This window comes from Planococcus dechangensis, from assembly GCF_042654465.1.
Taxonomy (GTDB): domain Bacteria; phylum Bacillota; class Bacilli; order Bacillales_A; family Planococcaceae; genus Planococcus; species Planococcus dechangensis.
In genome coordinates this window covers 323,425-335,486 of record NZ_JBHSGL010000002.1, presented here as the reverse complement: position 1 = coordinate 335,486, position 12,062 = coordinate 323,425, and the positions used below count along the sequence as shown (strand labels likewise).

The following is a 12,062-nucleotide window of genomic DNA, read 5'->3' as shown; positions in this document are numbered from 1 at the left end:
GGTTGTATGATTCGCTTATCGCGGCTCAATCGCTCGGAAATCGTTTTGAATGCAGTTTATATTGAACGGGTAGAGGCGATGCCGGATACGGTCATCACATTGACGACTGGCAGAAAAGTGCATGTACTGGAGACTGTTGGCGAAGTGATCGACGAGGTGACTGCATATTACCGGGGCATCAACATCCTTCCCGCAATACATCTAGCGCCTACGGAAGAGTAAGGGGAGTCGGCATGGAAACAAATTTTTCGCAAAAAGGCTCGGAAGCCTCGAATAGCAAAAAGGTCCACACGTATGATTTCAAAAAAGCGTTGCGATTTTCGCAAGATCAAATCCGTACGCTTTCTCGGATTCATGAAAACTTTGCGCGTCTGTTAACTTCCTATTTTTCGACGCAACTGCGAACCTATGTGCAAATCACAGCAGAAAAAGTAGAGCAAGTATCGTACACAGAGTTTCTTCAGCAAGTGGAGAAAAAATCGATTCTCGGCGTTTTCGAAGCACAGCCGCTGACCGGCACCATGGTGATGAAGTTTTCGCCGGATGTGGCCTATGTCATGTTTGACAGATTACTTGGAGGTCAAGGCGATGTTTTACAGAAAAGCAGTGATTTGACCGAAATCGAAATCAGCGTCATCGACCGGATTTTCAGCAATTCCTTGAATTGTTTTCAAGAGGCATGGGGCTCGGTCATCGAACTAACGGCAGAGTTGAAGGAAATCGAAGTGAATCCCCAATTCCTGACGATGGCTTCACCAAACGAAACCGTTATTCTGGTGACGCTGCAGACGAAGGTCGGGGAAGTCGAAGGCGAAATCCAAATATGTTTACCACATCTTGTGCTTGAACAAGTGCTGCCGAAATTGTCTGCACGCCATTGGCTCGCCAACCAAAAAAAGGCGATTGAGCATCATGAAGTGGAAGCACTCGAGAAGCGCTTGCACGCAACGACCATGGATATTGCGGCCGTTCTCGGGCAAGTGACCGTCGATATCAAAGATTTTCTAGACTTGAAAACAGGCGACATTCTCCGTCTCGACGAAGCGGTGGATGCGCCAGTCAAACTGTATGTCGATCAAAAACAAAAATTTCTGGCGCAGCCAGGGATTTCAAAAGGCCGCTTGGCGGTTCAAATTACCGGGCTTTGTGCGGAAGGGACAGTTAGCGATGAAGGATGAACGTTTATCGCCTGAAGAAATTCAAGGCTTATTGAACTCGTCGGGCAACACAGCAGAGCCGCCCGCACTGAGCGAGAGTGAGCTGGTCGTGCTGAAGGAATTGTTTTGCACGGCACTCGGGGGCAGTGCTGCACTGCGCCATCCTTTGTTTCCAGCAACAGCCGCCATTACAGGCCCAACATGGACTGTCAAAAGCAAGGAAGTGTTGTTCACAGAGAACGAAACGCCTGTCTATATTGCACTCGGGGAATTCACCGGGCCAATAAAAATGCCGCAAATCGTCACGATGGACCAAGTAGCGGCTGATCAATTAGCCGCAGAACTGGGGAGTATCGAGCACAAGCCAACAGATTTGTTCGAGGATGTGCAGAACATGCTCACCCACCTATTCCACTCAGCTGCTGATGCATTATCGATGCTGACAGGTCAAGGGGCCGGGTATTCCTTATCGGGCATGGACATACTCGGGGCCGGGCAAACATTTCCGTTCACCCATTTCACGAAGGAACAATGGTTTGCCGAAGCGCTGTTTACATTGTCGCTTGGGGGCCATCAAAATGTATCGATCCGCATGTATTTACCGGCCGGCCCCTGTCGAGAGTTGGCCGAAGAGCTGGCCGGTTGTAAACGAGCGGAAGAAGCGGAGGAGACGCAAGCAATGGCATCAAATGAAAATCACGAAACGGGAAAAACCTCACAGCCGGAACGCACGGAACAAGCACCAACCGTCCAATCCGTCCAGTTTTCGAGCTTTGATGAAGTGGCGAGAGAGCAAACGGCGCCGAACAATTTGGACATGCTGCTCGATATTCCGTTGCAAGTGACAGTAGAGCTTGGCCGCACGAAACGGATGGTCAAGGAAATTCTTGAGATGTCCCAAGGTTCGATTGTCGAACTCGATAAGCTGGCAGGAGAGCCTGTAGACATCTTGATCAACAACAAACTCATCGCAGTCGGAGAAGTGGTCGTCATCGACGAGAACTTCGGCGTGCGCGTGACAGATATTTTAAGTACGGCAGAGCGCATTTCCAAATTGCGTTAATGCAAGGCGAAGGAGTACGGCAACTGTGAAGTTCAAAAAAATGGCTTATTTACTCATAGCGCTTGCGGCCTTTTGGTTGTTTGCCCCGTTGCCGGCATTCGCCGATACCGGCAATGTCGCCGACTGGCTAAAAGAAGGCCCAGCAAGTGAAGGGGCGCCGGAAGAGGCGGAGACAGCTCCGCCGCAAATCGAAGAGAAAAGTTTTGCAGCGATCATCGGCCAGCTGGTGTTCTATACCTTGCTCATCGCCGGCTTGATTTACGGCTTGATCAAATTTTTGGCAATGCGCCAAAGGGGCATTCAATCACACCGGGCTGTTCAGCTCATGGGAGGCACGCCGCTCGGCCAAAACAAATCTTTGCAGCTGGTCAAAGTGGGCGGCAGCTTTTATTTGATCGGGGTGGGCAATGAAGTGACGCTCATCAAGGAATTTTCGGAACAAGAGGAGATTGCGGCATTAGAAAGCGATTTGGAGCAACAGCTGCCGGCCGCTGCCGCATTGTTCGGCAAAACCGATAAAGTAAGCCCACAGTTCGCCAACTTCGAACAATACTTTTCCCGCAGCTTGAACAAACAAAAACAGCGGCGCTTATCATTCGGTGAGCAACAGCCGGAAGATAAGGAGAAGCGCTGATGTTCCCAGATTTACTGTTGGCCATTCCCGGCATCTCGCTCGATAATACAGATCCCGGCGATGTGTCGACCACACTGCAATTGTTATTGATGCTGACGGTGCTGTCGCTAGCTCCTGGCATTTTGATCATGATGACCAGCTTCACACGGATCATCATCGTCCTGAGTTTCGTCCGCACCGGGCTCGGCACACAGTCGATGCCGCCGAACCAAGTGTTGATCGGCTTGGCGTTGTTTTTGACTTTTTTCATCATGTCGCCGATTGCTATAGAAATGAACGATACGGCGCTGCAACCTTATTTGGATGAAGAATTGACACAAGAAGAAGCGCTCGATGCGGCGATTTTGCCGCTCAAGGAATTTATGGCGCAGCATACACGTGAAAAAGATTTAGCGCTGTTCTTCAAATATGCAGGACTCGAAAAGCCGGACAGCATTGAAGGCATTCCGCTCACTTCGCTCATCCCCGCATTTGCGCTCAGTGAGCTGAAGACAGCGTTTCAGATCGGCTTCATCATATTCATTCCGTTTCTGATTATCGATATGGTCGTCGCCAGCACGCTCATGGCCATGGGAATGATGATGCTGCCGCCGGTCATGATTTCACTGCCTTTTAAAATCCTATTATTCGTCCTGGTGGATGGATGGTATTTAATCATCGAATCGCTGCTTGTCAGCTTTTAGCGAGAGGAAGAATTCATGTGACGCCAGATATGGTCATCAAACTAGCAGAACAATCCATCTTCACCATCATTCTCATATCCGCCCCGTTATTGCTCATCGCACTGGGAGTGGGGTTATTGGTCAGTGTGTTCCAAGCCATGACCCAAATCCAGGAGCAAACTCTGGCATTCATCCCGAAAATACTGGCCGTTTTCTTGGCGCTCGTCTTTTTCGGCCCCTGGATGTTGACGATCCTTCTGGATTATACGCGCAATTTGTTTGAGCAGCTTCCGCGGTTTATTGGATAAGCCCAGATGTTGAATGACGTACTGGTTCTGCTGCCATTTTTCCTTCTCGTGCTCATCCGTTTGAGTGCATTTTTTCTCATTGCCCCTTTGTTTGCGATGAGGGGCGTGCCCAATCAATTCAAGATCGGCATCGCCGCTTTTCTGGCGCTGACAGCGACCACTGCTTGGGCGCCGGAGAGCGCACTTGTCATAGACGGAAGCTATACACTGTTGATTTTCAAAGAACTTGCCATCGGCCTTGCGCTTGGCTTCACGGCAGCGCTTTTACTCTATGCAGTGCAAATCGCCGGAGCATTCATCGACTTCCAGATGGGCTTTGCGATTGCCAATGTCTTGGATCCACAGACAGGTGCGCAAGTGCCGATCATCGGCCAATTCAAGTACACGCTTGCGCTCTTGTTTTTATTGACCGTCAATGGCCACCACATGATGCTCGACGGCATTATGCAAAGCTTGCGCCTGTTGCCGGCAGAAGAATTCCTATCGATTCCCCCGGAAGCGATCGCGCGCTTTATGACCAACCTATTTGTAGAGATGTTCATCATCGCCTTTCAGATCGCATTGCCGATTGTCGCCTCCTTGTTTTTGATTGATGTGGCGCTTGGAATCTTGGCGAAAACCGTGCCGCAGTTGAACATTTTTGCGGTCGGCCTGCCGCTGAAGATTTTTGTCGGCTTTATTCTCCTATTTTTGACGATGTCCGTCTTCTTCTATTTGTTACAAATTCTTTTTGAAAAAATGATGGTCAGCATGGGTGAGTTGATCAGCTTATTGGGGGGCGGATAGGATGACGCGCTATCCATTGAATCTGGATCTGCAATTTTTCGCTGCGGAAAAAACCGAAAAAGCGACGCCCCAAAAACGCCAGGAATCGCGCAAGAAAGGGCAAGTGGCGAAAAGCCCTGAAGTGGCAGCCGCGCTTATCATGCTCGGTGGTATTTTGTTGCTGAGCTTTCTCGGTGAATGGATGCTCGATCAATTATTGGCCATTTATCGCGTCAATTATATCCAATACATCAGTTGGGAGATTACGCCGGCGACCATTCGGCTCATGTTCGAGCAATTGGCCTTTGATGCGTTTTTGTTAATTGTGCCTATCATGATCATTGGCGCTGTCTTCGGCTTTCTAGGGAATTATATACAAGTAGGACCGCTTTTCACGGCAGAGCCATTGAAAATAAAACTCGAACGCCTCGATCCGATCAAAGGCGCCAAACGGATTTTCTCGGTTCGTGCCTTAGTGGAACTGGCGAAATCCTTATTGAAAATCGCCATCATCGGCGGTGCAGCGTTCGGCGTGCTTTGGCTCGGGCAAGAAGAGATTTTCTCGCTGTCCCGACAAAGTTTGCGTGATTCGCTCAGTATTGTCGGCGGACTCGTCGTCCAAATGGGGATGATCGCTTCCCTGATCTTGCTGGCGTTATCGGCGCTGGATTACCTGTATCAGAAATACGAATTCGAAAAAGGCATCCGGATGTCCAAGCAAGACATCAAAGATGAATTCAAAAAGGCGGAAGGCGATCCGTTGATCAAGCAGAAAATCAAAGAAAAGCAGCGTCAAATGAGTATGAACCGCATGATCCAGGACTTGCCGAACGCCGATGTCGTTATTACCAATCCGACGCATTATGCGATCGCCATCCAATACGATGCCGAAACGATGGAAGCGCCGAAGATCATTGCGATGGGAAAAGATTTCACCGCCCTCAAGATCAAAGAAAAAGCGAAAGAGCTCGGCATCGTGACGATGGAAAACAAACCGCTCGCCCGCTCGCTCTACGCACAAGTATCAATCGGCGACTCGGTGCCGGAAGAATTATTCCTCGCCGTCGCCGAAGTGCTCGCCTATATCTACGCATTGAAAGGGAAGCTTTCATAAGTTTTTATCAATGTGAATTCGCTGGTGGCGGACACTTTTTAAAAAGCGCAATGAAAGGATATTGAGCAAAATAGCGGAGACGCCTGTGGGAAAGCGAGACAGCCGAGACCCCGCAAGGAGCGAAGCGACTGAGGAGGCTTGGCGCTCGCCCACGGCAAGCGCAGCTATCTTGCGGAATATCCAGAATTAACGACTTACATAGCAAACCGCAACACGAAAGAGGAGGAAGTAGTTTGAAATTCAGAGATTATGCGATATTGGTATCGGTGATCATGATTGTCATCATGATGGTTATTCCGCTGCCGCCGCTGTTATTGGATATTTTAATCATGATCAATATCAGTTTGGCGCTGACCATCATCTTGGTGGCCATGAACACGCGGGAACCGTTGCAGTTCTCCATCTTTCCGACGCTCCTCCTACTGACGACCTTGTTCCGTCTCGGTTTGAACGTCTCGACGACTCGCTCGATTTTGACCAATCAAACCGGCGGGCAAGTGATTGAGACATTCGGGTCATTCGTTGTCGGGGGCAGTGCCATCATCGGAATCTTGGTGTTCCTCATTTTGGTCATCATCCAATTTCTCGTCATCACCAAAGGTTCGGAGCGGGTGGCGGAAGTCGCCGCCCGATTTACGCTTGATTCCATGCCCGGCAAACAAATGAGCATCGATGCCGATCTCGGAGCCGGCATGATTTCCGACCGTGAAGCCAAGACACGCCGTGAAAAAGTCAGCCAGGAAGCCGATTTCTACGGTGCGATGGATGGTGCGAGCAAGTTCGTCAAGGGCGATGCCATCGCCGGCATCATCATCACCATCATTAACATTATCGGTGGTTTGATGATCGGCGTCATCGTTCACGGCTTGCCGATCGGCGAGGCGGCACAATTGTTCACGCTATTGTCGATTGGAGACGGGCTCGTGAGCCAAATCCCGGCGTTGTTGATTTCGACAGCGATGGGGATTGTGGTGACGCGTGCAGTGTCGGATGGCAATCTTGGCTCCGACATCACACGCCAATTGTTCGCCTATCCAAAAATGCTTTACGTCGTCGCGGGCACATTGATGATGCTGGCATTTTTCACACCGATCAACCCGATGCTCATCATGCCGGTTGCGGGCGTCATTGCCTTTGCCGGATATAGGATGCAGAGGGCGCTGACGGCACAAGAAGCCGAGGACCCCCAAAGCGATCCGAACGAAAAAGAAACGGCTGAACTGAAAAGTCCGGAAAGCGTCACCGACTTGCTTCACGTCGACGCCATCGAATTTGAATTCGGCTACGGGCTGATTCCGATTGCCGATAAAAACCAAGGCGGGGATTTGCTCGACCGTGTCATTATGATCCGCCGGCAATGCGCGATGGAACTGGGCATCGTTGTGCCGGTCATCCGCATTCGAGACAATATCCAATTGCAACCGAATGAGTATGTCATCAAGGTCAAAGGCAACCGGGTAGCGCGCGGCGACATCATGCTCGACCATTATCTAGCGATGAGCCCCGGGGTGGAGGATGAAAACGTCATCGGAATCGATACGGTCGAGCCAGCGTTCGGAATGCCTGCGCTATGGGTCGATGAAGACATGAAAGAAGAAGCGGAGATGGCAGGCTATGCCATCGTCGATCCGCCGTCCGTTGTTTCGACACATTTGACCGAGGTCATCAAACGCCATGCACACGAGCTGGTCGGGCGCCAAGAAGTGAGGTCACTCGTGGAAAATATCCGCGAAACTTCGCCGGCGGTCGTTGAAGAGCTGATCCCGAACTTGATGAGCATCGGGGAAGTCCAAAAAGTGTTGATGAAACTATTAAAGGAAAAAGTATCGATCCGCAACCTGCTGGTCGTATTGGAAACTTTGGCCGATTACGCACCGCAGACGAAAGACGTCGATTTGCTGACGGAATATGTGCGCCAGGCACTCGCGAGGCAGATCACCCGCCAGTATGCGCCGGATAATGAGGCATTGAAAGTCATCACCGCAGGAGCAAGTTTGGAGAAAAAATTCGCCGACTCGGTCCACCGCACTGAACAAGGAAATTACCTATCGATCGACCCGGAATCATCCCAGACGATTTTCCAAAAGATTACCCAACAGGCAACGCAGCTGCAGCAGAGCGGCGTCCAGCCGATCTTGTTGACCTCACCGGCGATCCGCATTTATATGCGCCAATTCGTGGAACGTTTTGCGCCTGATTTGCCGGTGTTGTCCTACAACGAATTAGAACCTGATATCGAAATTCAAAGTGTTGGAGTCGTGAACATCCCATGAGATTAAAAACATACCGAGTGAAAACGATGACTGAAGCGATGGCGCTGATCAAGCAGCAGCTTGGGGACGATGCCCTTATCTTGAATACAAAAAAAATAAAAACCGGCGGCTTGTTCGGACTTTTCCAACAAGACCGCTTGGAAGTTACGGCAGCTATTGAAACGGCCGAAGAAGTTGCCCAAGAAGTAAAGCCGTCGGCTGGGACAGCGCCCGTTGCGGCGGTGAAAACAGCGACGCCAGTTCCCCCAAAAAACAAAGATGACATTATGGAAGAATTGCAAAGCTTGAAGCGCTTGATGATGCACGAGCTGCCCGAAGACCGCTTGCCGAAAAACTTGCGTCCGGTCCGCGACCAACTGATGCGTCAAGGTGTGGAAGAGGACGTGCAGACGGAACTGCTGACTCGGCTTTTGCCGAAAGCGGGCGACACTGAAAAGTTCACGGAGGAAACCTTCCACGCGGAAGTGGTCGGCTTTATCGAAGAACGCCAATTGGCAGCTAGTGAACGGATGCCCGCCATCGCCTGCTTTATCGGGCCGACGGGTGTAGGGAAGACGACGACCATCGCCAAAGTGGCCGCGGAACAATTGCTCGAGCATAAGCGCACAGTCGGTTTAATCACGGCGGATACCTACCGCATTGCGGCAGTGACGCAATTGAAAACCTATGGCGACATTCTCGAGGTGCCGGTCGAAGTTGTCGAATCGAGAGAACAATTGGCAAGTGCGCTGCAGTCACTAAATGCGTGCGACGTCATTTTAATCGATACGGCGGGACGCAATTATCAGCAACTGCAATATATTGAGGAACTGCAACAGCTCCTGCCCGAAGGCCAGCATATCCACACGACCTTGGTATTAAGCCTGACCGCGAAATTCGAGGACATGGTGCAGATTATCAAAAACTTCGAGATGCTGCCGATCGATGAGCTATTGCTGACCAAAAAAGACGAGACGGCTTCTGCGGGTGCCATTCTCAATTTATTGAACCGCTATCCGATTCCGCTGCGGCGCATCGCAACCGGACAGAACGTCCCCGATGATCTAGTAGCGGCGACGCCGGCGCGCATTGCCGATTACATTGTAGGGATACAGCGCCATGCGTGACCAAGCGGTACAGCTCCGGGAAAAGATGAATAAGAAACAAGCCAAGCCGGCCGCTAAGAATACGCGCGTGCTGGCGGTGACCAGCGGCAAAGGCGGTGTCGGTAAGTCGAATTTCACTCTGAATTTCGCCTTAGCGCTCATCGAACGAGGCAAATCGGTATTGATCATCGATGTGGATTTGGGGTTCGCCAATATTGATATTTTGTTTGGCCATGTACCGCGAAAAACGGTGGCCAATATGCTAGAAGAACAATTGTCTGTGCAGGAGGTAATCGAGACGGGCCCGCTCGGCTTGCAGTTGATTGCAGGAGGACAAGGCTTCTCGGGACTTCTTGAACTGGACGGCGAGAAAATGGCGCGCTTTATGGAAGAACTGGGAAGCCTGCAGGGACTGGTGGATTTTGTGCTGCTGGATACCGGTGCGGGATTGTCGGAAAATAATATGCGCTTTCTACTAGCAGCGGACGAGGTATTATTGGTGACGACCCCGGAACCGACATCCATCACCGACGCTTATTCCGTCGTCAAGATGATGCATGCGAAAGATTCGGAGCTTGCCATCCGGCTCGTCGTCAATCAATGCACCGACGGCAAGGAAGGACGGCAGGCAGCTGTGAATTTTGCAGAAGTTGCAGGGCGTTTCCTAGCTAAAGACATCCGTACGCTCGGCATTTTACCGGCAGATCCACTCGTGCCGCAATCAGTAAAAAAACAGCAAGCTTTTCTTTTGGCATATCCGAACTCGCTCGCAAGCAAAGCGCTGCGCCAGTTGGCGGGAGACTATCTAGAGATTCCGTCGCCTTTCAAAATCGGGTTAAAAGGATTCGTCATGAAATTATTCTTTAAATAGAAGCACAGCGGAAATGGGGTGGACAGCTTGGTCAATCAGAAATTGTCGGATGGAGAATTGCAGCAATGGGAAAACTGGCAGCAGCAACGGGATCAAGAGGCAGGGGATTACTTGGTCGCCAAATACTTGCCTTTGGTCGATTACGTGATTCAGCGCTTTCTGATCAACTTGCCGAAAACCGTCGACAAAGATGACGTTCGAAGCTATGCCTATGAAGGCTTGTTGGATGCACTCGATAAATTCAAGCCGGAAAAAGACTGGAAGTTCGAAACCTACGCTGCATGGAGAATCAAAGGAGCGATCATCGACGGCCTCCGGAAAAGTGATTGGTTGCCGCGCTCGCTCCGGGAAAAGGTGAAAAAGATCGAAAAAGCGTACGCCGAACTGGAGCAACAGCACGAAGAAAGTGTCAGCGATCAACAAGTGAGCGAATATCTTGGCATGACGACGGCTGAATTGAACCGGGCTGTCTCAGAAGCTGCTTTGTCAGCCATGTTGTCGATGGATGATGAAAACTTGAACTTGCAGGATCAAATGCCGCAGTCGGCAGCAGGCTCTCCTGATCGCCAGCTGACAGACCGGCTAATCAAAGAAGCATTGGCCAAAGCGATTGAGTCATTGCCGGAAAAAGAGAAACTGACTGTGTCTTTATGCTATTTCGAGGAAATGAAACTGACTGAAATTGCGGAAATTCTAGGGCTCAGCGTCTCCCGAATTTCACAATTGCATTCCAAGGCGATGCTGAGGCTGCATGCGGCGATCTTATCGGTTCACGAACATTATTAAAGAACAGAAGGCAGGGACAGCGCATGGCAAGTTTGCTTATAATAGTCAGCACCTTATTGTTGTTGATGAACATCAAATTGATGATGTCGAGGAAATGGATGATTGAAGAGGAATCCGAACGGCTGGAGGCAGCGATGGGGGAATTCGTCGAAGCTGTTGAACAGGAAAATGAGGCGCTTTACGACAAGTTGATGGAGCGGCTGCAGGAGACGGAAGCGAAACTAGAGCGCTTATCGAAGCCACAGCAGGAAACAACTGAGCCGCAAACGGCGCTTCATCTCGTCAGCAAACCTGAAGTGGAGGTGAGCCGCCGTGAAAAAATCCGCCAGCTCACTAAACAAGGATTTTCCACAGCCCATATTGCCAAGTTACTGGATGTGAAGATCGGGGAAGTGGAAGTTGCTGTCCAGATCGAGAAGAAAAGGCATATTCACTAAAATAAAACGTCAAATAGACCGTTAATGCGGGCTAACTGGAGGAACTCATATGCGCATAGATGCAACAAGGCCATTGGCTTCGGAACACCCGAATGCTGCAGCGGCCAAACCGGCCAGTGGCGCCTTTGCCCAAGCTATGAAGCAATCCCGTATCGAGCTGCGCCGCGATGCATTGGCGCCATTGTTCACGCATGTCGAAATCCAAGGCAGACGGCTTGCAGAACATCGGACATTGGAAAATCTGGTTGCTTATAAACAAGCTATCAAGCAGTTTCTAAGTGAATCGCTGCGCCACGGCATCCAATTGGCCGACCAGGCGCCGTCAGGATTTGGAAACAGTGCACCACCGCAGCAAATCATTAAAGTAATCGATGAAAAAGTGATTGCGCTTCAAGATCAATTGCTGGATAATGAAGTGGAATATATTGGGATACTGGATACGGTAGGGGAAATTAAAGGCTTGCTGCTTAATTTGTATATGTAACAGTAAAGGCAGAAAGGGAGAGACAACGTGGACGATAACCGCAGGGAATTTTTTCGGGTATCCTTTATCCGTGCCATCAGCGGAAAAGTGGTGGTGCCGGAACAAGAAGAAGTGCTCGTCGATATTGGCAATATGAGTGCGGGAGGATTGGTTTTTACTGCAAGCCTCGACTTTGCGCTTTATGAACAAGTGCTATGCAATTTTGAGTTGCTGGATGAAGAGTTTCAGCTAGAAGGGCGCATCGTACGGAAGCTGGTGAAAGAACCGTATTTTGAATACGGTGTGGAATTTAAGATCGGCCAACATATTTCCTCCAGGCTGTTCCAGCAATTGAATACATATCAAATCCGCAAACGCAAAAGTGTATTGAATGATTGAAACGCTTCTTTTTCAATAAATACTATTCTTTTCGATCAATCCAAT

Annotated in this window: 15 protein-coding genes; all 15 read left to right on the top strand. The window is 50.1% G+C overall.

Annotated features, from left to right (window positions below):
* Positions 1 to 6: 6 nt before the first annotated feature.
* The 15 genes from ACFO5U_RS02225 (at position 7) to ACFO5U_RS02155 (ending at position 12,017) form a co-directional block, all read left to right on the top strand.
* Positions 7 to 222 (top strand): flagellar FlbD family protein, encoded by a 216-nt coding sequence (locus tag ACFO5U_RS02225; RefSeq protein ID WP_377276301.1) that lies wholly within the window; start codon positions 7 to 9, stop codon positions 220 to 222.
* Positions 223 to 233: 11 nt separating this feature from the next.
* A complete protein-coding gene (gene fliM / locus ACFO5U_RS02220) occupies positions 234 to 1,178 on the top strand; it encodes a flagellar motor switch protein FliM (protein ID WP_377276299.1) in 945 nt (314 codons plus the stop codon).
* The gene (gene fliN, locus ACFO5U_RS02215) at positions 1,168 to 2,220 is read left to right on the top strand and encodes a flagellar motor switch protein FliN (protein ID WP_377276297.1); all 1,053 of its coding nucleotides are present in this window, start codon (positions 1,168 to 1,170) and stop codon (positions 2,218 to 2,220) included. The genes fliM and fliN overlap by 11 nt, the downstream gene beginning before the upstream one ends.
* A gap of 25 nt (positions 2,221 to 2,245) precedes the next feature.
* A complete protein-coding gene (locus tag ACFO5U_RS02210) occupies positions 2,246 to 2,854 on the top strand; it encodes a flagellar biosynthetic protein FliO (RefSeq protein ID WP_377276295.1) in 609 nt (202 codons plus the stop codon).
* Positions 2,854 to 3,537, top strand: coding sequence for a flagellar type III secretion system pore protein FliP (gene fliP, locus ACFO5U_RS02205; RefSeq protein ID WP_377276293.1), 684 nt, complete (start codon positions 2,854 to 2,856; stop codon positions 3,535 to 3,537). Before ACFO5U_RS02210 ends, fliP begins: the two co-directional genes overlap by 1 nt.
* Positions 3,538 to 3,554: 17 nt before the next feature.
* Positions 3,555 to 3,824 carry a flagellar biosynthesis protein FliQ gene (gene fliQ / locus ACFO5U_RS02200; protein WP_377276291.1) on the top strand — a complete coding sequence of 90 codons (270 nt, stop codon included), beginning with the start codon at positions 3,555 to 3,557 and terminating at the stop codon, positions 3,822 to 3,824.
* 6 nt (positions 3,825 to 3,830) lie between these two features.
* Positions 3,831 to 4,610, top strand: a complete 780-nt coding sequence (gene fliR / locus ACFO5U_RS02195; protein ID WP_377276289.1) for a flagellar biosynthetic protein FliR — start codon at positions 3,831 to 3,833, stop codon at positions 4,608 to 4,610.
* 1 nt (position 4,611) lies between these two features.
* Positions 4,612 to 5,703 carry a flagellar biosynthesis protein FlhB gene (flhB, locus tag ACFO5U_RS02190; RefSeq protein WP_377276288.1) on the top strand — a complete coding sequence of 364 codons (1,092 nt, stop codon included), beginning with the start codon at positions 4,612 to 4,614 and terminating at the stop codon, positions 5,701 to 5,703.
* Positions 5,704 to 5,936: 233 nt separating this feature from the next.
* Entirely contained in the window at positions 5,937 to 7,976 is a 2,040-nt protein-coding gene (gene flhA, locus ACFO5U_RS02185) for a flagellar biosynthesis protein FlhA (RefSeq protein ID WP_377276286.1), read from the top strand.
* Positions 7,973 to 9,082 (top strand): flagellar biosynthesis protein FlhF, encoded by a 1,110-nt coding sequence (flhF, locus tag ACFO5U_RS02180; RefSeq protein ID WP_377276285.1) that lies wholly within the window; start codon positions 7,973 to 7,975, stop codon positions 9,080 to 9,082. Before flhA ends, flhF begins: the two co-directional genes overlap by 4 nt.
* Positions 9,075 to 9,932 carry a MinD/ParA family protein gene (locus ACFO5U_RS02175; RefSeq protein ID WP_377276283.1) on the top strand — a complete coding sequence of 286 codons (858 nt, stop codon included), beginning with the start codon at positions 9,075 to 9,077 and terminating at the stop codon, positions 9,930 to 9,932. The genes flhF and ACFO5U_RS02175 overlap by 8 nt, the downstream gene beginning before the upstream one ends.
* Before the next feature lie 27 nt (positions 9,933 to 9,959).
* Positions 9,960 to 10,718 carry a FliA/WhiG family RNA polymerase sigma factor gene (locus tag ACFO5U_RS02170; RefSeq protein WP_377276281.1) on the top strand — a complete coding sequence of 253 codons (759 nt, stop codon included), beginning with the start codon at positions 9,960 to 9,962 and terminating at the stop codon, positions 10,716 to 10,718.
* A 23-nt stretch (positions 10,719 to 10,741) separates the two neighbouring features.
* Positions 10,742 to 11,155 (top strand): DUF6115 domain-containing protein, encoded by a 414-nt coding sequence (locus ACFO5U_RS02165; protein WP_377276280.1) that lies wholly within the window; start codon positions 10,742 to 10,744, stop codon positions 11,153 to 11,155.
* Between the two features lie 49 nt (positions 11,156 to 11,204).
* The gene (locus ACFO5U_RS02160) at positions 11,205 to 11,639 is read left to right on the top strand and encodes a YaaR family protein (protein ID WP_377276279.1); all 435 of its coding nucleotides are present in this window, start codon (positions 11,205 to 11,207) and stop codon (positions 11,637 to 11,639) included.
* 27 nt (positions 11,640 to 11,666) lie between these two features.
* A complete protein-coding gene (locus tag ACFO5U_RS02155; RefSeq protein WP_377276277.1) occupies positions 11,667 to 12,017 on the top strand; it encodes a PilZ domain-containing protein in 351 nt (116 codons plus the stop codon).
* The last annotated feature ends 45 nt before the right edge of the window (positions 12,018 to 12,062 follow it).